Below are 20,352 nucleotides of genomic sequence, written 5' to 3'. Positions count from 1 at the left end.
GCTATGAACGCCAACTTCGCCTCCTTCCTCTATCTGGTCTCCGGCATCCTGTTCATCCTGGCATTGCGCGGCCTGTCGCATCCGACCACCAGCCGCCAGGGCAACATGTACGGCATGATCGGCATGGGCATCGCCATTGTCACGACGCTGGCGCTGGCCACCCCTTCCGCCGGCCGCTTTGCGCTGATCGTGCTCGGCCTCGCCATCGGCGGCTCGGTCGGTGCGGTCACGGCACGGCGCATTGCCATGACCTCGATGCCGCAGCTGGTCGCCGCCTTCCACTCGCTGGTCGGTCTTGCCGCGGTCATGGTGGCGGCCGCCGCCATCTATGCGCCGGAAAGTTTCGGCATCGGCACCGTCGCCGATATCCATGCCCAGGCGCTGATCGAGATGAGCCTCGGCGTTGCCATCGGCGCCATCACCTTCACCGGCTCGGTCATCGCCTTCTTGAAGCTCGACGGCCGCATGTCGGGCAAGCCGATCATGATCGGCGGCCGTCACTTCATCAACGCAGCCCTGGGCATAGCGCTCATTGTGCTGATCATGCTGCTCGTCACCACCGAGTCCAAGCTGGTGTTCTGGCTGATCGTTGCCGCCTCGCTCGTGCTCGGCGTCCTTCTCATCATCCCGATCGGCGGCGCCGACATGCCGGTGGTCGTATCGATGCTCAATTCCTATTCGGGCTGGGCAGCGGCGGCACTCGGTTTCACGCTCGGCAATCTGGCGCTGATCATCACCGGCGCGCTGGTCGGCTCATCGGGCGCCATCCTGTCCTACATCATGTGCAAAGGCATGAACCGAAGCTTCATCTCGGTCATCCTCGGCGGCTTCGGCGGCGAGACATCAGCCGCTGCCGACGACGGCATCGAGCGCACCGTCAAGCAGGGCTCTGCCGAGGATGCCGCCTATCTGATGATGAATGCGCAAAAGGTCATCATCGTGCCGGGTTACGGCATGGCCGTCGCCCAGGCGCAGCACGCGCTGCGCGAAATGGCCGACAAGCTCAAGGCCAACGGCGTCGACGTCAAATACGCCATCCATCCGGTGGCCGGCCGCATGCCCGGCCACATGAATGTGCTCTTGGCGGAAGCCAACGTGCCTTACGACGAAGTGTTCGAGCTGGAGGACATCAACTCTGAGTTCGCGCAGGCCGATGTCGCCTATGTCATCGGCGCCAACGACGTCACCAATCCGTCCGCCCGCGACGACAAATCGTCGCCGATCTATGGCATGCCGATCCTCGACGTCGACAAGGCGCGCACCTGCCTGTTCGTCAAGCGCTCGCTCGGGTCCGGCTATGCCGGCATCGACAACACGCTGTTCTACAAGGACGGCACCATGATGCTGCTCGGCGACGCCAAGAAGATGACCGAGGAGATCGTCAAGGCGATTGATCACTGAAACGGCGTCGTTGCCAACTCACTGCCGGTCGTCGAAATACAGCCCTGGCTCCGCGCCGGGCTTTTTCTTGGCTGTTACCGGTTCTGAAGCTACGATAGCGACCCGTCGTCTTGTCTAACGGCGTCATCGGTGGAGGTGCTGGTGCCCGACCCTGGTTCTGCCGCGTCGCCGGCCGCCGATCTGACCGCAGCAGAGAAGGTGCCGCGCAAGCGCAGCCAGGCGGTGGTGGTCGTGCACGGTATGGGCGAACAGCGGCCCATGGACACGTTGAGGGGATTTGTCCAGGCCGTTTGGAGCCACGATCCGGCCCGTGCTCCGTTCTATGCCCATGTCGCTGATCCGGCCGACCCAATGGGTGCGAAGATCAACCAGAGCTGGATCACGCCCGACAGCCGGACCAATTCGCACGAGCTTCGCCGGATCACCACACCGTATGATGTCGATGGCCGCCGCACCGATTTCTACGAGCTTTACTGGGCCGACATCACCCAGGGCACGACCCGGAGCCGCCTTGCTGCCTGGGTGACGACCCTGCTCTGGCGCAAGCCCGCCGATATTCCGCGCGATGTGCGCAAACTCTATGTCGTCACGCTTTTGGCCACCATCGTCGTCCTTGGCGCGGCGCTGGCGCTCGCAACGTCGGCCTGGCAAGGCTATATCTCCTGGACGACCGGCGTGCTTGTCACCGTCCTGGCGTCGTTCGTTATCTGGTCGGTGGACCAGTTTGGCCTGCCCTATTTCGGCGATGTCGCCGCCTATGTGCGGGCCGAAGCGGCGACGGTCGAGAAGCGCGCGCTGGTCCGCGAGCGTGGCCTCAAGCTGCTGAAGCGCCTTATGGTGGACGACGCCTACGACCGCATCGTGCTGGTCTCGCACAGCCTGGGGTCGATCATAGCCTATGATCTGTTGCAGATATTGTGGGCCGATTTCAGGCCTCGAAAGCTGGAAGCCATTCGCGACAGAGCGAGGCTGAAGGCGATCCACGCCGTCGATAAGGCGACGCTGGCCGCCGATGCTTCCGCCTGGCCCGACCGCCTCGATGACCTCCCCGCATTCCGGCGCGGCCAATGGGAACTCTACCGGCAGCTTCGCGACAGTGACGCCGATCATCCGCTGCCGTGGAAGATCAGCGATTTCGTCACGCTCGGCAGTCCGCTGACCCACAGCGAGTTTCTGGTGACCTACAATCTTGCCGAGTTCAGGCGCGGCATCGCCGAGCGGCTGTTCTCGGCATGCCCGCCGATCGCCGACAGGGCGGCGGGCGGGACTATGCTCTATCAGGAAGGCCGCAGCCATTCGGGCAAGCCACAGCGGGCGGTGCATCATGGCGCGATGTTTGCCGCGATGCGCTGGACCAACATTTTCGACAGAGGCAATGGCTGGTTGACCGGCGACCCGATCTCCGGGCCGATGACGGAGAACTTTGGTCCGGGCGTGGAAAACATCCAGGTCGAGCTGCGCGGCTCGCTCGGCCGCGTCTTCACACACACGCTCTACTGGTCGTTGACGGCGAGCGGCGTCGAGGCCAACGCACCGTCCGGCGTGCCGCGCTCGCACCTTGCCGTGCTGCGCGATGCGGTCGATCTCGGCCGCAAGCTGGGGGACTGAGCTGTCGGTGGCGAGCAACGCACGACAATGCTGCGCCGACAGCTCAAAGCAAGGTCCGCTTCGGGGTAATCTTCGAAGCGGACCGAGTTCGCTTAGGCGCCGATCAGCGATTGGTCAGGAAAATCGCTTCCTCGTCGTCGCGCTGCCTGCCGCCAAGTGCTGCAGCCGCACTGGCAATGAAAGCCCCGACGACCAGCGACAGCGCGCCAATCAGCGAGAAGGTGGCGCCTGCCTTTCTGGCGGTGTCGGCCGCCTGCTGGGCCTTGACCTTGGCCTCCTGCGCTTTGGCGATTACCGCATCGACGCGAGCGGTGGCATCGGCTTCGGACAGGCCTGTCCGGGCGGCCACCAGCCGCGACAGATAGGTCTTGTCGTCGGCCGATATTTCGCCTGCTGCGGCACTCGCGATCAGAATGCGCGATGCCTGCGCCGTTGCCGCGGCGTCGCTCTCCGGATTGGCGGCAGCGAGCCTTGCCGGATCGGCCGGGCGGAACAGCGTATCGACGAAATACGATGTGGCGTTGTCAGTCGAGGCGCCACCAGCGTTTGCAGCAGCACCTGCCGAAGCGCCCATTGCCGCGCCGGATGCCACAGTCGAAGCGGCCTGGACACCGGTACCTATCGCGGCCGAAAGCGCCGTGCCGAGCACGCCGGCGACGAGCAGCGTCGCCAGCGCCCAGGCCAGGAAGCCGTGAGCGGTATCGCGGAAGAAGACTTCATCGGTGTGGATGCCGACCCATTTGGTGCGCAGGCGTCCGGCGAGGTAGCCGCCGAGGGCCGACGACAGCCACTGCACGACGATCAGCCAGACGGCGGTGGAAACGGCGAAAGTTGTGACTGACGCACCCGAGCCGGACCATGGCGACACCATGCTAAGTCCAAGCCCGGAGCCGAGCAGCATCAAGATGAAGGTAAGCGTCGACGCAGCAAAGGCGCCGGCGACGATTGGTCCCCAGCTGACGGCGGGGGATGAGGATTCCGTCGGTGCGGAAACCTCGGTAGTCGTTAGGGTGGACGGCATGGAAGCCTCCTACCTTGCAAAAAGCAGAATCAGAATAATGATCGGAATCGGGACTCCGAGAAGCCAGAGCAAAATGCCACGTCCCATGAATGCCTCCTGCGGCGATTGTGATCAACTACAATGCCTTGAAAGACTTTCCGTTCCGGGAGATCCTCGGTGATCTTTGTTGCGGTGCAGCAGTCGGCGTCGGTGCGCCAAGATGCACCAATGCACTTCATGCCTGCAGGCTTGGTATTCTGGATGGCGGCTCAGATGTCCAGATTGGCGACCGACAGCGCGTTTTCCTGGATGAATTCGCGCCTTGGCTCAACCTCGTCGCCCATCAGTCGCGAAAACAGTGAGTCCGCGTCAGTCGCGTCATTGACCTTGACCTGTAAGAGCGAGCGCACATTCGGGTCGAGCGTCGTTTCCCAGAGCTGCTCGGCGTTCATTTCGCCAAGGCCCTTGTAGCGCTGCATGGTCAGACCCTTGCGGCCGGTGGCAAACACGGCATTGAGCAGTGCCAGCGGCCCCGAAATTGTTTCGGAGACATCCTTGCGGCGCAGCACCGGCGGCTCGCCATAGATTTCTGCCAGGCGCGGCGCATAGCGGTCGAGCTGGCGTGCGTCGGCGGAATTGATCAGCGCCAGGTCGAGATGCGCGAACTCCTTGACGCTGCGCACCGTGCGCTCGAATACATAGCCGCCGACGCCCTCGTTGGAGGTCGACATGCGGCCTGTCCAGCCGCGCTCGGTGTCCTCGGCGATAATGTCGAGACGGCGGGCAACGCGCTCGGCCATCTCGTTGGCGCGACCGAGGTCGGTGAAGATTTCGGGGTTGAGCGCGCCGGCAATCGCTGCCTGCTCCACCACGCCTCTGTTATAGCGCGTATGCAATCCGTTGATGAGCTGGCGGACAGCCAGGGCATCGTCGATGGCGCTGCGCAGATCCTGCCCGGCGCGCACCTCGCCCGTGCTGAGTGCAAGCGACGCTTCTTCCAGCCCGGAGCCGATCAGGAATTCCTCGAAGGCGGCTTCGTCCTTGATGTATTGCGAGCTCTTCCCGCGCGTCACCTTATAGAGCGGCGGCTGCGCGATGTAGAGATGACCGCGTTCGATCAGTTCCGGCATCTGGCGGAAGAAGAAGGTCAGCAGCAAGGTGCGGATGTGGGCGCCGTCGACATCGGCGTCGGTCATCAGGATGATCTTGTGGTAGCGCAGCTTGTCGGCATTGAACTCGTCCTTGCCGATCGAGGTGCCGAGCGCAGTGATCAGCGTGCCGATCATGTCGGAGCCGAGCATGCGGTCGAAGCGGGCGCGCTCGACATTGAGGATCTTGCCGCGCAGCGGAAGAATGGCCTGGTTCTGGCGCGAACGGCCGCCCTTGGCCGAGCCGCCGGCGCTATCGCCCTCGACGATGAAGATCTCGGATTTCGCCGGATCGCGCTCCTGGCAATCGGCCAGCTTGCCGGGCAGCGAGGTGACGCCGAGCGAGCTCTTGCGGGTGATGTCGCGTGCCTTGCGCGCGGCTTCACGCGCGGCAGCGGCCTGGATGACCTTCTCGATGACCGCCTTGCCCTCGGTCGGGTGCTCCTCGAGCCAGGTGCCGAGCGCCTCGTTGACGAGCCCTTCGACCACCGGGCGAACCTCGGACGACACCAGCTTGTCCTTGGTCTGCGAGGAGAATTTCGGGTCGGGAACCTTGACCGACAGCACCGCGGTCAGGCCTTCGCGGCAATCGTCGCCGATCAGCGCCACTTTTTCCTTCTTGGTCAGGCCCGAGGAGTCGCCATAGCCGGTTATCTGGCGTGTCAGCGCACCCCGGAAACCGGCGAGATGCGTGCCGCCGTCACGTTGCGGGATGTTGTTGGTGAAGGCCAGCACGTTCTCGTGGTAGCTGTCGTTCCACCACATGGCGACTTCGACGGTGATGCCGTCGCGCTCGGCGCGGATCGAAATCGGCTTGTCGAGCAACGGCTTCTTCGTTCGGTCGAGATATCGGACGAACTCTTCCAGCCCGCCATCATAGTGCAGTTCATGGCGCACGATGTCGGCATGGCGGGCATCGGTCAAAACGATGCGCACGCCGGAGTTCAGGAAGGCGAGCTCGCGCAGCCGGTGCTCCAGCGTACCATAGTCGAACTCGACCATGGTGAAGGTCTCGGACGACGGCAAGAACGTGATTTCGCTGCCGCTGCGCCCTTCATAGGTGCCGGGGACCTTGTCTTGTTCATAACTGCCGGTGATGCGCAGCGGTGCGTCGGCGTCGCCATGCGTGAAGCTCATCTCGTAGATCTGGCCGTTGCGGCGGATCTTCAGTTTCAGCCAGGCCGACAGTGCGTTGACGACCGACACGCCGACGCCGTGCAGGCCGCCCGACACCTTGTAGGAGTTCTGGTCGAACTTGCCGCCGGCATGCAGCTGCGTCATGATCACTTCGGCCGCCGAAATGCCTTCGCCGGTGTGGATATCGGTCGGAATGCCGCGGCCATTGTCGATGACCGTCACCGAGCCGTCCGGATTGAGCGTCACCGTCACCAGGTCGGCATGGCCCGCCAGTGCTTCGTCGATGGCGTTGTCGACCACCTCATAAACCATGTGGTGCAGGCCCGAGCCGTCGTCGGTGTCGCCGATATACATGCCCGGCCGCTTGCGAACGGCGTCCAAGCCCTTCAAAACCTTGATGGAATCGGCGCCGTATTCGGCTTCAACGCCGTTGGCGATGTCGGTCTGGTCGCTCATGAAAACCTGTCTGATTGGTGCCGTGTGCAGAGCGCGAAAAATCGGCGTCGAATCGCGCATTCCTAATGTCGTAGATATAGGCGCAAAAGGCGGTTTTTCCAAGGTTTGCAGGCATTTCCGAACGGAATGACCGTCGCGTGAACCCGCTACCGGCGCCTGGCTTCGATCCTGGCCAGCCGCTCACGCAAAAACTTGATCATGAACTTGTATCGCGGCGCCAGCCGACCGGTCCGGTCGAGCTCCAGCGTCATGTCGAGTGCCTTGGAAAGGACGGCTTTCGGGTCCTTTGCGACTTGGGCGTAGTCGATATAGGCAACCACCAGGTCGCGCTGCCAGGTGGCGTTGTCCGGATCTGACTGGGCAAGTTTCTCGCGAATGGCAAGGCTGTCCTGAAGGGCTTGCCGGGCTCCCCTGACGTCGCGCTGCCTGAGGCGGAGCGTGGCGACTTCGGACAGCGTTATCGACAAGTCCCGCTGCCAGTCGGAATTGGCGGAATCGAGCTTCGCCAGCCTCTCCGCAATCGCGTAGCTGTCCAGATAGGCTTTCAGTGCGCCTTTGTGGTCGCCCTGTATCGCCAGGACGCCGGCGACCTTCTCGAGGCACACGGACAGGTCGCGCTGCCAATCGGTGTTGTTCGGGTCGCCGGCGGCGAGCGCGCTGGCTTGCGAGAGTGCCTGACGATAAGCCGAAAGTGCCGCCGGCCAATTCTGCTGGTCGCTCAGCGCGTTGCCGACCTTGGCGTTGCCGACGGACAGGTCGCGTTTCAGCTCGGTGTCGTCCGGATCGCGTTTCGCCAGTTGCTTGACGATCGCCAGGCCTTCCTTGTAGGCCGTCAGCGCCCCAGCGGCGTCGCCGCGTTCGCGCAGCAGGTCGCCTATCGTATCGTGGCTGACCGAGACGTCACGCTGCCGATCGGCGTCTCCCGGTCTGTCCGCCGCCAGCGCCAGCCGCACCTTCAGGCTCTCTTGATAGGCCGCCTGTGCGTTGTCCAGTTGACCTGCGACATGGGCAAGGTGGCCGATCTCATCATAGGTGATGGTCAGGTCGCGCTGCAGTTCGGCACGGTCGGGCTCTCCGGCAGCGAGCTGTTTCTTGATCGACAGGCTTTCCTGATAGACCTGTGCGGCGCCGGCCAGATCACCTTGCGTCGCCAGCACGTTACCGATCTTGTCGTCGGTCATGGCGAGGTCGCCGAACCACTCCAGATTGTCCGGCCCTGCCTCGGTCAGGTCCTGCAGAATGGTCTTGGCCGTTTCATAGTTTTGCAGCGCTGCCGGCAGATTGCCTTGCGCCATCCGCACGTTGCCGAGCTTGACGTGGCTGACGGCGAAGTCGCGCTTCACGTTGGGATCGGTTTCGTGGCGCGACCGCCGCTCGAGATCGGCTTGCAGCGCCTCGAAGGCGCGGCCAGCAGCATCGATGTTGCCGACCGTGGTATAGAGCTTGCCGAGCTCATCCAGCGTGCGGATCAAGCGGTCGGCGTCGTCGAGCGACAGCACCACCTGTCCGGCTTCGCCATAAAGCGTGAGCACGGATTCATAATCCTTGATGGCTGTGGCGTAGTCGAGGTCGGCGCGCGCTGCCCCGCCGGACAAATAGCGCGTCGCGGCTTCGGAAAGCGTGCGACTGACGAAATTGGCCTTCAGCGCGTTGCGCGAGATATTGTCGATCTCGGCTGCTTCGGCAAGCTTTTTCCGCGCGGCATCGAACGCTCCCAGCGAAAGCTGCTCTTCCGCCTGCCGGCGCAACGCTGCCACTCTGAGATCGTCGGAGGAAAGCGTCTGCATTTCGCTCCGCACCTTGACGAAGGCGTCGGCTGCCTCACGCAGCCTGGCGTTCAGACTGTCCGCGGAGAGGCGGCCGGCATCGGAACTGATCAACGCGCCATAGAGCGGTGCCAGCGGCATGTCGGCGTCGCTGGCGATCTTTTCCACCTCGCCACGCATCGCGGGCGTCACCTCGGCCATGGCCAGCAACAAGCGTTCGCGCTCCGGCAGTTTCTCCTTGGCTGTCGTGGCAAAGAACAACTGCGGCAGGCCGCTCTCGACATAGGGCAATTGCCTGCCGCGCGAGAGATCGTAGACCTCCTGCTGCACGAGCGTCAGCACGGAGCGGATCTCAAGACCCTCGGTGCCGAGGTATTTCGTCAGCGCCGCGGTGAACGGCGAATTCTGGCCGGTCCCATCCGAGGCGGTCTCGCCGGGCGCCGCCGAGAAGGCAAACAGGATGTTTTCTGCCCGCCCGATGCGGCCAAGACCCGGCCGGACCTTGTCGCTGACCTCTTTTACCAGCGCCGTTGCGCCGCGGCCTTCGCCGCCCGTGGCAGCAAACGGATCGCTGCGGCAGGCATCGAGCACGATCAGTCCGACCTTGCTGGTGGCGGCGACGGCCGCGCGGATCTCCTCCAGCGGCAGGCTGGTCCCTTCCAGCGTAGCGAGCGACGACGCGTCTGCATCCACCGGCAGGAGCCGATTCTCGCCGGCGATCTCGACGCCGTGGCCGGAGAAGAACACCAGTGCCACGTCGGCGCCTTTGGCATCCTCGCGGAAATCGTCGAGCGCCCGGCGCATGCGCCGCAGGTCGCGGTTGGTTTCGAGGAAGACCTCGAAACCGAGCTTCCTCAGCACCGTTTCCATGACCTCGCCGTCATTGACGGGATTGGCGAGCGGCCGGATCAGCCGGTAGTCGTTCTCGGCGATGACCAGCGCAACGCGCCGCTCCGCCATGGCACCGGAGGCCGTCGAGAGGATCAGCAGCAAAGCAAACAGAAGACGCAAATCGAACCGCCCCGGCCCGGTCATTTCCCGGAGCATTCCATCTCTTTATGGCATGAGCAAGTTATGGCATCGGCAAGCCCGGCCGTTCGCGTTGTTAGCTGGCGCGCATCGGCCTCAGCGCTTCGCTCCAGCGGGACAGCTCGTCCAGCATGGTCTTGGCTCCGCCGAGCACCTGCTCGCTGGGCAGGAAGGCGCCGGTCTCGTCGAGCAGCTTCTGGTACATCGGGAGCGCCACGCCTTCCGGAATCGGCATGACGCCGACCGCGGTCAGCAACGGTTTGACCGCCTGCGCCGCTCGTAAGCCACCGGAGACACCGCCGTAGCTGAGGATGGCGGCCGGCTTGTATCGCCATTCCCTGAGCAGGTAGTCGACCGCGTTGACGATCGCGGGGGCTGCGAAATAATTGTATTCCGGCGCTACGAAGACGAACGCGTCGGCGGCGTCGATTGCTTTCGACCAGGCTTTCGTGTGGCTGTTTTCGTATCTGCCGAGTCTAGGATGATGCGGCTCGTCCAGCACCGGCAGGTTGAAGGCGGCGATATCGGTGAGCAATGGCTCGAATTTGCCGTGTTCGCGCGCAAAACTTTCCAACCACCTTGCGAAAACGGGTCCGGCGCGGCCCGGCCGCGTGCTGCCGATGATGACGTTCAACTGGTGCTTCAAGGCAGGCTCCCGCCGGTTAGTGGCATCTGTGGTGCTGCCACCTAAGACACACAGCCGGACACAGCAAGCAGGCACTTTCCGGTGCCCCGGTCACATTCCAGAGAGCGGATGCTTCGCCTTGTCGTCCGGCCACATGGACGCTTGCCTTGCCAGCCACTACATTGAGGGGTCAGCGGAGCAAGCCATGGACAGTCAGCCCGTCCCCTTCGTCCCGCCGGCGCCGAAGCCGCGCACCGCGCCGCCTTCGACGCTGGAGATGATCCGCATCGTCTATCGCAATCCGCTCGAACTGTGGGGCGAGGCGACCTACAACGAGCCCTGGATTTCGGTGAACGGCGTCGGTGGGCCGCTGGTCATCGCCAACGATCCCGGCCTCATCCGCCATGTGCTGGTCGACAACGCCAAGAACTACAAGATGGCGACGGTGCGCCAGAAGATCCTGCGGCCGATCCTGCGCGACGGGCTGCTGACCGCCGAAGGCGAGGTGTGGCGGCGTTCGCGCAAGGCGATGGCGCCGGTATTCACGCCGCGTCACATTTTCGGCTTCGCCGAGCCGATGCTGAAACGCACGCTCGAATTCGTCACCCGTTACGAGCAAGGTGGCACGTCGGATATCGCCCACGACATGACGCTGCTCACCTTCGACATCCTGGCTGAGACGCTGTTTTCGGGCGAGATATCGGGCGAGCCGGGCAGCTTCGCCAAGGAGATCGACCGCCTGTTCGAGACGATGGGCCGGGTCGATCCGCTCGACCTTTTGCGTGCGCCCGATTGGCTGCCGCGCCTGACCCGCATCCGCGGCCGCAAGACCATGGCCTACTTCCGCAAGATCGTCACCGACACGGTGCAGATGCGCGAGGCGCGGCTGAGGCGCGCTCCGGACACGGTGCCGCAGGATTTTCTCACGCTGCTGTTGAAGGCGGAAGGACCGGGCGGGCTGACCCGGGCCGAGGTCGAGGACAACATCATCACCTTCATCGGCGCCGGCCACGAGACTACAGCCAGGGCGCTCGGCTGGACGCTCTACTGTCTCGCCGAAGCGCCATGGGAGCGCGAAAAGATCGAGCACGAGATCGATGCTGTGCTGGCGCGTGAGCCCGACCCGACGAAATGGCTCGACGCCATGCCGCTGACCCGTGCCGCCTTCGACGAGGCGCTCAGGCTCTATCCGCCGGCGCCCTCGATCAACCGCGAACCGATCGAACCCGAAACCTGGAACGGCCTCTATATACCGCGACGCGCCGCGGTGCTGGTGATGCCGTGGGTCGTCCATCGCCACAGGAAATTATGGGACCGGCCGGACGCTTTCATGCCGGAGCGCTTTCATCCGGGGAATCGCGAAAAGATCGACCGTTTCCAGTATTTGCCGTTCGGCGCCGGCCCCCGCGTCTGCATCGGTGCCAGCTTCGCCATGCAGGAGGCGATCATTGCGTTGGCGATCATGCTGTCGCGCTACCGTTTCGACACCACCGCGGAGACCCGCCCCTGGCCGGTGCAGAAGCTGACGACGCAACCGCAAGGCGGGCTGCCGATGCAAGTCACCCGGCGGGCCTCGTAAGCGGCTGAACGTCCATTCGCGCCGGTATTATGCGGCGGACTTGCGTTGGAACTGGCCCGCGGCGCGGTAGCGCCAGAGATAGCTGGGCAGGATGGTTCCGATCGACCGTGGCTGGATTCCGAGGCCGGCGAGCGTCCTGTTGTCCTTGACGGCGGCATCCGACACGACATTGTGCTGGCGCAACAGCAGGACCTGGTCCTTGGTCAACAACGGATTGGGCAGCAGCCCGAGAATTGATGCCTGGAGGTTCGCCAGCCACCACGGCATAGGCAGCAAAAACCGCTTGCGTTCGATGATAACAAGCAATTCTTGCATGCATTCCTTGAAAGTGAGCACCTGCGGCCCGCCGAGCTCATAGATATGGCCGCCCTGGACCTTGCCGTCGACCGAGTGCGCCACCGCTTCGGCGACGTCGCCGACATAGACCGGCTGGAATTTCGTCTGACCGCCGCCGATCAGCGGCAGGACTGGGGAAAAGCGGGCCATGTTGGCAAAGCGGTTGAAGAAACCGTCCTCCGGCCCGAAATTGATCGATGGCCGCAGGATCACAGCGTCCTGGACCGTCTCAAGAACGGCCTTTTCGCCAAGCGCCTTGGTGCGCGCATAGTCCGATTGTGCGTGGAGATCCGCGCCCAGAGCCGAGATGTGGGTGAGGCCGGCGCCGACGGCGCGCGCCGCTTCAGCGACAGCGCGCGCGCCGAACTCGTGGACGGCAGTGAATTTCTGCCGGCCGGCCTCATGCGCGATCGCCACCAGATTGACGACATGGTCCGCGCCTTGCACGGCGCGGTCGACCGACCAGCGCACCCGGACATTGGCCTGCACCGGCTGGATCTGCCCGACATTGCCGAGCGGCTGCAGGTGGCCGGCGAGATCGGGCCGACGGCAGGCGACCCGGATGCGGTAGCCGCGCCTGGCCAGCGCCCGCACGACATGACGACCGACAAAGCCAGAGCCGCCGAACACGACGACGAGCTTTGGAGTCTGCAGGATTTCGGTCATGGCTGGCTCCGGCGGGCTATCCAGATGGCTTGGTTGAAGCCGTTTCATAGTCCGTTTCGCGCCAAAGGCAAAGGGCGACCATAGGTCGCCCGGCATTGTTGAAGCATGATTTTCCGGATCCGCTCGAAACGGCAGAAAACTCCGCCGAGGCCCGGCTTTGCGGTAACTCCATTCGAAACAGGAACCTTTGTTCGGTCGGCGATTTTAGATGTATGGTTTGATTCCGAATGAAGGATATTGCCAATGACAAAACGCGTTGCGATCTTCGCTCTGGCATTAGCAGCAGGCTGCAGCATTGGCGCCTCGGCATTCGCCGGAAACCGGCATCACCACCAAGCTCAACCCAAACGCTATGTTCCCGCCAACGGCGACATCATCGAGTTCCTGTTCGGTGGCCCGCGCTACTATGACAACCACCTGTTCACGACAGCCGCCGAACCCTGCTCCTACAACAGGGTAGGACCGGACGCGAATGCGGCGAACGTCATCAACGATCATTATTGCGGGAAGTAGGCTCGCGCTGCCGGATCGGCCGGCCTCCTCAGCCGCTCATCGGACAAACGAATTTCTTCAGGACGAATAGCGCGCGGCGAATTCGGAAATGCGTTGCACCACAGCTTTCGGCGCGCTTATGCCGCGCGCCGCCGCCTTCTCCGCGGCCTCGGCCCGGGCACGCCCCGGCACATGCACGCCATAGCGCCGCCGCAACCGGTCGAGCTGGTCCTTCATCCGTTTCTCGAAGTCCGGATCGAGCAGCTTGGGCTCGACGGCGAGCACGAACAGGCCGGTCCCCGGACTGTCCTGCCCGCCGTCGAACCATGGCGCATCGAGCGACCAGTTGGCGCCCGACAGGCCGGCAGCCAGCACCTCGACCATCAGCGCGATGTTGGCGCCGCGCTGGCCGCCGAAGGCAAGCATGGCGCCTTTCATGGCGGCTGCCGGGTCCGTGGTTGGATTGCCGCTGGCGTCCAGTGCCCAGCCTTCGGGGATCTTCTTGCCGTCCTCGGCCGCCTTGCGGATGTTGACGAAGGCGGTGGCGCTCGACGACTGGTCGATGACCAGCGGCGCCCCGTCCGCGGCCGGTGCGGCAAAGGACATCGGGTTGGTGCAGTAGACCGGCTTGACCGAGCCCGAGCCGGCAAGCACGGCCGGGCCGTTGGTCGCGGCGAACGATACCAATCCCTGCGAGGCCAGCCGTCCGGTGAAATAGCCGAGCGCGCCGCACGTATAGGCATTCTTCTGCGAAAAGATGGCAACGCCGAACAGCCGCGCCGCCTTGGCGAGGTCATCGATCGTGCGGTCGAAACCGGTATGCGCCAGTCCGCCGCGGGCATCGGAGAGATAAACCGCGAGCGCTGGCCTGGTGATGACAGGATCGGCATTGCCGTCGATACGGCCGGCTTCCAGCGCTTCGAGATAATCAATGAAATGCGACAGCCCGACGGTCGATAGTCCTTCAGCCTCGGCCGCGACGATCGAGGCAGCCAGCGACTGCGCCGCCTCTTCGTTGGCGCCGGCGCCAAGTGCGGCCATCCGGCACAGCCCTGTCGCCTGGTCGAGACTGAGTTGCATGGTAGCTGCCCTGAATTCGCGACTTTAACAGCTTTAGCCTAGCTTGCTCGGGATCCGTGCCTCGAGCCGGCGGAAGCCGAACACCAGGATACCGGTGATGGACATATAGACCAACGCCAGAAGCAGCAAGGGTTCGTAGGTGACGAAGAGATCCTGGCGCACCCGCGAGGCTACGGCATAGATGTCGACCATGGTTATCGTTGCCACCAGCGGTGTTGCTTTCAGCTGGAGAACGGTTTCACCCGCCAGCGTCGGCAGCGCCCGGCTGATCGCCTGCGGGAGCCATATTCGCCCGAAGATTTTCCAACGGCTCATGCCGAAAGCGCGGGCCGCCTCGAGTTGGCCGTGCGGTACACCGGCGAAGGCGCCACGCATCACTTCACCTTCATAGCCGGCATACGAGATCGTCAGAGAAAGAACGGCGTAGGGCCATGCCTGCCTTAGAATGGGCCAGAGGAACGACTCGCGTATCCACGGAAATTGCGGAAACAGCGAACCCAGTCCGTAGTAGAGCAGCCAGAGCTGGAGCAGCAGCGGCGTGCCGCGAACAATCGTGCAGAACACCTTGGCCGGCACGCTCAAGATCGGCGGGCCGATCACCTGCGCCAGGCCGAGGGGGATGGCGAGCGCGATGCCCAGAGCCGACGTTACCACAAGCAGCCAGATGGTCCGCCATATGCCTTGCAAAGCCAGCGGCAGATATGTGGGAAGCCAATCCCAGCGCATGAGGAAAATCGATGCCAGTACGACAACCAGCGCGATCAGGATCAGAGCTATGCGGTGTGGCTGCATCCAGAGCGAGGCCCGTGCGGCGGCGTCAATGACCGGGGTTTCGGTCGCCATCAGTGCGATCCCGCGATCGACGGCATGCCGCGTCGCGCCCAGCGCTCAACCCGCCCGATGACGACGTTGGAGACGAGGGTCAGAACGAGATAAAGCGCGCCCGCCGCCATGAAGAAGGTGAAATAAGCCTTCGTCGCGCCGGCTGCCGTCCGTGTGGTTTGGGTCAGTTCATTGACGCCGACGATCGCGAGAAGCGCGGTGTCCTTGGTGGCGATCAGCCACAAATTTGCCAGCCCCGGAATGGCGAAGGGCAGCATCGCCGGCAGCGTTATACGCCTGAGAAGCAGGCCGGGAGGCATTCCATAGGCCCGCGCGGCTTCGATCTGGCCTTGCGGAACGGCGCGGATTGCGCCGCGCAAGACTTCGGTGGAGTAGGCGCCCTGCACGACCCCGAGCACGCCTATGCCGGCGACAACCCCGTTGATGTCGATCGCGGCATAGCCGAGCGCGGTAAGCAACTGGTTGATGAGGTCGGTACCAGCGAAATAAAGCAGCAGGATCAGCACCAGCTCGGGCACGGCGCGGACCACTGTGGTGTAAACTTCCAGCAGGTCACGGACCACCGGCCCGCCATAGAGCTTGCCATAGGCGCCGCCGACGCCGATCAAAAGACCAACCCCAAAGGAACCGAAAGCAATTCCGACGGAGTTTGCCAGCCCATGCAGAAGGCTGAGACCCCTGCCGTTCGGCGGTTCGAAGGACAGCAATTCCAGCGAACTGGCTCCGAACATGGTGGCGAGAACGTCGCTCAGCTTATGTCCCCTGGACTTGCGGGTTGAGGCGCCAATGATGCGTCAAGCCGGACATGCCCACCGCGACGACGGCGGCTAGGCATGCCCGGCTTGACGCCGTTGCCGTCAGTTGGACTGCGACGCTTCGCCGTAGATGTCGAAATCGAAGTACTTCTTGGTGATTTCGGCATATTTGCCATTGGCCCGAATGGCCTTGATGGCGGCATTGATCTTGTCCTTGAGCTCGGTGTCGCCTTGGCGCATGCCGGCGCCGACGCCCGGCCCGAGCACTTCACGGTCCGGCGCGACATAACCCTTGAGGTCGCAGCACGCCTTGCCTTGGTCCGACTTCAAAAACGCGTCGAGCGCGATCGAATCGGCCTGAGTGGCATCGATCCGGCCGGCGGCGAGATCCTGATTTGCCTCGTCCTGCGTCTGGTATTCCTTGATTTCCGCAGCGTCGGTGAAGTGCTTCTTGGCGTAGGCGGCGTGCACCGTAGACGCCTGAACGCCGACTATCTTGGCTTTCAACCCCTCTGGCGTCGCATCGAATTTCTGATCCTTGGCGCCGATCACCGCAGTCGGCGTGTTATAGTATTTGTCGGAGAAGTCGATTTCCTTCTTGCGCTCGTCGGTAATGGACATCGAATTCATGATCGCATCGATCTTCTTGGTTTTAAGCGCCGGGATGAGGCCGTCCCACGGGACTGGCGTCAATGCGCAATCCAGCTTGGCTTCGCCGCAAATGGCGTTGACGATGTCGACTTCCCAGCCACCCCACTTGCCGGAAGCATCCTGCGAGTAAAACGGCGGATAGGCTTCCGGCGAAAAACCCACCTTGATCTGTTCGGCGCTTGCCGAAAATGCGCCCGACAATGCGATCAGCGTGGCCGCGAGCGCCGTTTTGAGAAAAGGTTTCATTTTTCAGTTCTCCCGTTTTTTGGTTTTGACGTTCCCGTCTGCTTTTCTCGCAAGTCATCCAACATTGCGCAGAAACTGCTTCAGCCTTTCGGATTTTGGTGCGCCGAAGATCTGTTCCGGCGGCCCTTCTTCCTCGACCAGCCCGTTATGGAGATAGACGACATGCGTCGCCACCTCGCGGGCAAACTTCATCTCATGCGTGACCAGCACCATGGTGCGGCCTTCGCGCGCCAGGTCGCCGATCACCTTCAGCACTTCGCCGACCAACTCCGGGTCGAGCGCCGAGGTCGGCTCATCGAACAGCATGACGCGCGGATTGATGGCCAGCGCCCTGGCTATCGCTGCGCGCTGCTGTTGGCCGCCCGACAGATAGGCGGGGTAGACGTCGCGTTTTTCGGCCAGGCCGACGCGGGCGAGCAGCTTTTCCGCCTCGCCGATCGCTACATCGCGCTTGACGCCGAGCACATGCACGGGAACCTCGATGACGTTCTCGATCAACGTCATGTGGCTCCAAAGATTGAAGTTCTGGAAGACCATGCCGAGCTTGGAGCGGATGCGTTCGATCTGCTTGCGGTCGGCGGGCACGGTGTGGCCGTGGCTGTCGGCCTTCAGCTTTATCTCTTCGCCATTGACGCGGATGATGCCGCTGGTCGGGTTCTCCAGGCAATTGATGCAGCGCAGCAGCGTCGACTTGCCCGAGCCGCTGCCGCCGATGATGGCGATCACCTCGCCATCGCGCGCCGACAGCGAAACGCCCTTCAATACGTGCAGCTTGCCGAAATTCTTGTGCAGGTTCTCGACGTGGATGGCTTCGGCGGCGCCGTTCTGCACCGTATGCTTCAGGGCGGTGGCCGGCGCTGTCATCGTCGCGGTGCCCCGCGGAGCAGCCGAGGCAGTCCTTGCTGGAATTTATTACCCATTACCCGTCACTGGACAGCGTTCCGATTCTCAAGATGGACCGTTCCGCTTGCCTCCGTCAACCGCAGTTTTTGGACCATTGATCACGGCCTGCCGAGTGGCTATTGGCAGGAGGGAGCGCGTTTCAGGAGAATTTAGTGGGCAAAGCATACGGGTCGCAGTCGATGGCCGGGCCGCTGCAGCGCGTGCTGATGCGCTCCGCCGCCAGCGCCATGCATCGGGCCGAAGCACTGGAATGGCACTACGGTCCCGGCTTCGATCCGCAAAAAGCGGCGGCCCAGCATGAAGCGCTGGCCGGGCTGATTTCCGGCTCAGGCGCCGAGATCGAATGGCTGAGCGACGCCGATGACGGGCTTGCCGATTCTGTCTTTACCCACGATCCCTCGCTGATGACCGACCATGGCGCGGTCATCCTTGCCATGGGCAAGGCGCTGCGCCGGCCCGAGCCCGGCCTGCACGAGGCAGCTTATGGGCGCATGGGCATACCTGTCCTCGGCCGTATCGAGACTCCCGGCCAGGTCGAGGGCGGCGACTGCGTGTGGATGGATGCAAACACACTGGCGGTCGGCCGCGGCGTACGCACCAATCAGCACGGCATCCAGCAGCTCTCCAACCTGCTTTCACCCAAAGGCATCCAGGTCTATGGCTTCGACCTGCCGCTCTGGCAAGGCGAGGACGCCTGCCTGCATCTGATGTCGGTGATCAGCCCGCTCGCCGACGATCTGGCGCTGGTCTATGGGCCGCTCCTGCCGGTCGCCTTCCACCAGATGCTGCGTGCGCATGGCATTCGCCTGGTCGAGGGCGACGCCGACGAATTCTTCGCCTCGAGCGGGCTCAGCCTGAACGTCCTGCCGACCGCGCCGCGCCAGGTTATCGCCGTTGCCGGTTTTCCGAAGACGGCGGCTGCCATGCAGGCCGCCGGCTGTACGGTCTCGACATTCGAGGCCGATGCGCTGTGCATTGCCTGCGAGGGCGGCCCAACCTGCCTCACGCGCCCGGTGCTAAGACAATGACGACGATCGGCGAAGCGCTCATCACCTTGCTGGAAGCGCACGGCGTCGACACCGTCTTCGGCATTCCCGGCGTGCACACGGTCGAGCTCTACCGCGGGCTTGCGCGGTCGAAGATCCGTCACGTCACGCCGCGCCACGAGCAGGGCGCCGGCTTCATGGCTGACGGCTATGCGCGCGCCAGCGGCAAGCCGGGTGTCGCCTTCGTCATCACCGGGCCGGGGCTGACCAACACCATCACCGCCATGGGCCAGGCGCGCGCCGATTCGGTGCCGATGCTGGTAATCTCGGGCGTCAACGCCACGCCGACGCTGGGCAAGGGCCTTGGCCATCTGCATGAACTGCCGGACCAGCGCGGCATGATGGAGAAGGTGGCGCTGTTTTCGCACCGTGTCACCGAGGCCGGCGAATTGCCCGGCGTGCTCGCCCGCGCTTTTGCACTTTTTTCATCCTCGCGTCCGGGGCCAGTGCATATCGAGATCCCGACCGATGTCATGACCATGCCCGCCACCGGCATCGTGGCGCTGCTGCGGAATTCGGCCCCGCCCGAGCCGGGCGCCGCGGTGATCGCTGAGGCAGCCAGGCTTTGCGCTGCCGCCCGCCGGCCGCTTATCCTGGCCGGCGGCGGCGCCAAAGCTGCCGAAGCGCCGTTGCAGCGCCTGGCCGAGAGGTTGGGAGCGCCGGTCGTCCAGACCGCCAATGCGCGCGGCCTGCTCTATCGCCATCCGCTTGGCGTGCCGGCCAGCCCCAGCCTGAAGGCGGTGCGTGCGCTGATGGCCGATGCCGACCTGGTCATCGCCGCCGGTACCGAATTCGGTCCGACCGATTATGACGGCTATGGCGACGGCGGTTTTGTCCTGCCCGCCAATCTGATCCGCATCGACATCGGCGCCGACCAACTTACCAGGCGGCCGGCCCGGATTTCGATCCAGGCCGATTGTGGCGCAGCGCTCGAGGCGCTGCATGCCGAACTCGGCATGGGCCAGGCGCAATCAGGCGACGGCGCCGCTCGCGCGGCCGCGACGCGGCAAGCGGCCTTTGCCGAGATTGGCCCAGCTATGCAGGCGCAATTGCGCGCCGTCGAGACGATCCGTGATGCGCTGCCTGGCTCGATCATCGTCGGCGATTCGACCCAGCCGGTCTACGCCGCCAACCTCTATTACGATCACGACCGGCCGGGCGGCTGGTTCAACGCCGCTACCGGCTTCGGCGCGCTCGGCTATGGCCCGCCGGCGGCGATCGGTGCTGCCCTTGCCAGGCCTGAGGCGCCGGTCGTTTGTCTCACCGGCGACGGCGGCTTCCAGTTCACCCTGCCGGAACTGGGCGCCGCGCTCGACGCGGCGGCGCCGGTGATCTTCGCCGTCTGGAACAATCGCGGCTACCGCGAGATCGAAACCTCGATGCTCGATGTCGGCGTCGAGCCGGTCGGCGTCTCCCCGGCACCGCCGGATTTCTGCAAATTGGCCGAAGCCTATGGCATTGCCGCCGAGCGGATTTCCGGCGCCGGCGGCTTGGCGGACGCGCTACGGCGCGCGCGGGCGGCGGGACGACCCTACGTCATCGAGATTTCGGTTGAGTGATTGCGCGAAAGGCGCGACCTTCCGCA

The 20,352-nt window shown here is 63.9% G+C and carries 16 protein-coding genes; 6 read left to right on the top strand and 10 right to left on the bottom strand.

The window, feature by feature from the left end; translation table 11 throughout:
* Window positions 1–3 precede the first annotated feature (3 nt).
* Together X760_RS48850 and X760_RS48845 are read left to right on the top strand one after the other, a co-directional pair.
* Complete coding sequence (locus X760_RS48850) at window positions 4–1,401, top strand: NAD(P)(+) transhydrogenase (Re/Si-specific) subunit beta (protein ID WP_023718039.1); 1,398 nt, start codon at window positions 4–6, stop codon at window positions 1,399–1,401.
* 141 nt (window positions 1,402–1,542) lie between these two features.
* Entirely contained in the window at window positions 1,543–3,009 is a 1,467-nt protein-coding gene (locus X760_RS48845; RefSeq protein ID WP_036244458.1) for a hypothetical protein, read from the top strand.
* Window positions 3,010–3,112: 103 nt separating this feature from the next.
* Here the strand turns inward: X760_RS48845 and X760_RS48840 are convergent, their stop codons facing one another.
* The 4 genes from X760_RS48840 to X760_RS48825 all read right to left on the bottom strand — a co-directional run bounded on the left by X760_RS48840 (window position 3,113) and on the right by X760_RS48825 (window position 10,191).
* Window positions 3,113–4,030, bottom strand: coding sequence for a hypothetical protein (locus X760_RS48840; protein WP_023718037.1), 918 nt, complete (start codon window positions 4,028–4,030; stop codon window positions 3,113–3,115).
* Between the two features lie 248 nt (window positions 4,031–4,278).
* A complete protein-coding gene (gene gyrB / locus X760_RS48835) occupies window positions 4,279–6,750 on the bottom strand; it encodes a DNA topoisomerase (ATP-hydrolyzing) subunit B (RefSeq protein WP_023718036.1) in 2,472 nt (823 codons plus the stop codon).
* Between the two features lie 146 nt (window positions 6,751–6,896).
* Window positions 6,897–9,563 (bottom strand): caspase family protein, encoded by a 2,667-nt coding sequence (locus X760_RS48830; RefSeq protein ID WP_245278537.1) that lies wholly within the window; start codon window positions 9,561–9,563, stop codon window positions 6,897–6,899.
* 58 nt (window positions 9,564–9,621) lie between these two features.
* Window positions 9,622–10,191: an NADPH-dependent FMN reductase gene (locus X760_RS48825; protein ID WP_023718034.1), complete on the bottom strand. Its 570-nt coding sequence runs from the start codon at window positions 10,189–10,191 to the stop codon at window positions 9,622–9,624.
* Between the two features lie 184 nt (window positions 10,192–10,375).
* On the opposite strand from X760_RS48825, the gene X760_RS48820 reads away from it, so the two are divergent.
* Window positions 10,376–11,749 (top strand): cytochrome P450, encoded by a 1,374-nt coding sequence (locus X760_RS48820; protein WP_023718033.1) that lies wholly within the window; start codon window positions 10,376–10,378, stop codon window positions 11,747–11,749.
* 27 nt (window positions 11,750–11,776) lie between these two features.
* On the opposite strand, the gene X760_RS48815 is transcribed toward X760_RS48820, so the two are convergent.
* Complete coding sequence (locus tag X760_RS48815) at window positions 11,777–12,751, bottom strand: complex I NDUFA9 subunit family protein (RefSeq protein ID WP_023718032.1); 975 nt, start codon at window positions 12,749–12,751, stop codon at window positions 11,777–11,779.
* A gap of 243 nt (window positions 12,752–12,994) precedes the next feature.
* Here X760_RS48815 and X760_RS48810 point away from each other — a divergent pair, with 243 nt between their 5' ends.
* A complete protein-coding gene (locus X760_RS48810; RefSeq protein WP_023718031.1) occupies window positions 12,995–13,264 on the top strand; it encodes a hypothetical protein in 270 nt (89 codons plus the stop codon).
* Window positions 13,265–13,321: 57 nt separating this feature from the next.
* On the opposite strand, the gene X760_RS48805 is transcribed toward X760_RS48810, so the two are convergent.
* The 5 genes from X760_RS48805 to X760_RS48785 all read right to left on the bottom strand — a co-directional run bounded on the left by X760_RS48805 (window position 13,322) and on the right by X760_RS48785 (window position 17,682).
* A complete protein-coding gene (locus tag X760_RS48805; protein WP_023718030.1) occupies window positions 13,322–14,323 on the bottom strand; it encodes an Ldh family oxidoreductase in 1,002 nt (333 codons plus the stop codon).
* Between the two features lie 33 nt (window positions 14,324–14,356).
* On the bottom strand, window positions 14,357–15,166 hold the full coding sequence (locus X760_RS48800; protein WP_023718029.1) for an ABC transporter permease subunit: 810 nt from the start codon (window positions 15,164–15,166) through the stop codon (window positions 14,357–14,359).
* A complete protein-coding gene (locus X760_RS48795; RefSeq protein ID WP_036244431.1) occupies window positions 15,166–15,897 on the bottom strand; it encodes an ABC transporter permease in 732 nt (243 codons plus the stop codon). Before X760_RS48795 ends, X760_RS48800 begins: the two co-directional genes overlap by 1 nt.
* Before the next feature lie 126 nt (window positions 15,898–16,023).
* The gene (locus X760_RS48790) at window positions 16,024–16,818 is read right to left on the bottom strand and encodes a transporter substrate-binding domain-containing protein (RefSeq protein ID WP_023718027.1); all 795 of its coding nucleotides are present in this window, start codon (window positions 16,816–16,818) and stop codon (window positions 16,024–16,026) included.
* A 54-nt stretch (window positions 16,819–16,872) separates the two neighbouring features.
* On the bottom strand, window positions 16,873–17,682 hold the full coding sequence (locus X760_RS48785) for an ABC transporter ATP-binding protein (RefSeq protein WP_023718026.1): 810 nt from the start codon (window positions 17,680–17,682) through the stop codon (window positions 16,873–16,875).
* Between the two features lie 218 nt (window positions 17,683–17,900).
* Between X760_RS48785 and X760_RS48780 the strand changes: the two genes are divergently transcribed.
* Window positions 17,901–18,749 (top strand): arginine deiminase family protein, encoded by an 849-nt coding sequence (locus X760_RS48780; protein WP_031193690.1) that lies wholly within the window; start codon window positions 17,901–17,903, stop codon window positions 18,747–18,749.
* Entirely contained in the window at window positions 18,746–20,326 is a 1,581-nt protein-coding gene (locus X760_RS48775; RefSeq protein WP_023718024.1) for a 5-guanidino-2-oxopentanoate decarboxylase, read from the top strand. Before X760_RS48780 ends, X760_RS48775 begins: the two co-directional genes overlap by 4 nt.
* Window positions 20,327–20,352 lie beyond the last annotated feature (26 nt).

Source organism: Mesorhizobium sp. LSHC420B00, from assembly GCF_000503055.1.
GTDB lineage: Bacteria > Pseudomonadota > Alphaproteobacteria > Rhizobiales > Rhizobiaceae > Mesorhizobium.
This window is presented reverse-complemented; position numbering and strand designations above follow the sequence as displayed.

What these genes read in the sequence shown, in the direction of transcription:
- X760_RS48850 (WP_023718039.1), top strand. Translation starts at nt 4, where the DNA reads ATGAACGCCAACTTCGCCTCCTTCCTCTATCTGGTCTCCGGCATCCTG.
- X760_RS48840 (WP_023718037.1), bottom strand. Translation starts at nt 4,030, where the DNA reads ATGCCGTCCACCCTAACGACTACCGAGGTTTCCGCACCGACGGAATCC.
- gyrB (WP_023718036.1), bottom strand. Translation starts at nt 6,750, where the DNA reads ATGAGCGACCAGACCGACATCGCCAACGGCGTTGAAGCCGAATACGGC.
- X760_RS48830 (WP_245278537.1), bottom strand. Translation starts at nt 9,563, where the DNA reads ATGCTCCGGGAAATGACCGGGCCGGGGCGGTTCGATTTGCGTCTTCTG.
- X760_RS48820 (WP_023718033.1), top strand. Translation starts at nt 10,376, where the DNA reads ATGGACAGTCAGCCCGTCCCCTTCGTCCCGCCGGCGCCGAAGCCGCGC.
- X760_RS48815 (WP_023718032.1), bottom strand. Translation starts at nt 12,751, where the DNA reads ATGACCGAAATCCTGCAGACTCCAAAGCTCGTCGTCGTGTTCGGCGGC.
- X760_RS48810 (WP_023718031.1), top strand. Translation starts at nt 12,995, where the DNA reads ATGACAAAACGCGTTGCGATCTTCGCTCTGGCATTAGCAGCAGGCTGC.
- X760_RS48805 (WP_023718030.1), bottom strand. Translation starts at nt 14,323, where the DNA reads ATGCAACTCAGTCTCGACCAGGCGACAGGGCTGTGCCGGATGGCCGCA.
- X760_RS48800 (WP_023718029.1), bottom strand. Translation starts at nt 15,166, where the DNA reads ATGGCGACCGAAACCCCGGTCATTGACGCCGCCGCACGGGCCTCGCTC.
- X760_RS48795 (WP_036244431.1), bottom strand. Translation starts at nt 15,897, where the DNA reads ATGTTCGGAGCCAGTTCGCTGGAATTGCTGTCCTTCGAACCGCCGAAC.
- X760_RS48790 (WP_023718027.1), bottom strand. Translation starts at nt 16,818, where the DNA reads ATGAAACCTTTTCTCAAAACGGCGCTCGCGGCCACGCTGATCGCATTG.
- X760_RS48785 (WP_023718026.1), bottom strand. Translation starts at nt 17,682, where the DNA reads ATGACAGCGCCGGCCACCGCCCTGAAGCATACGGTGCAGAACGGCGCC.
- X760_RS48780 (WP_031193690.1), top strand. Translation starts at nt 17,901, where the DNA reads ATGGCCGGGCCGCTGCAGCGCGTGCTGATGCGCTCCGCCGCCAGCGCC.
- X760_RS48775 (WP_023718024.1), top strand. Translation starts at nt 18,746, where the DNA reads ATGACGACGATCGGCGAAGCGCTCATCACCTTGCTGGAAGCGCACGGC.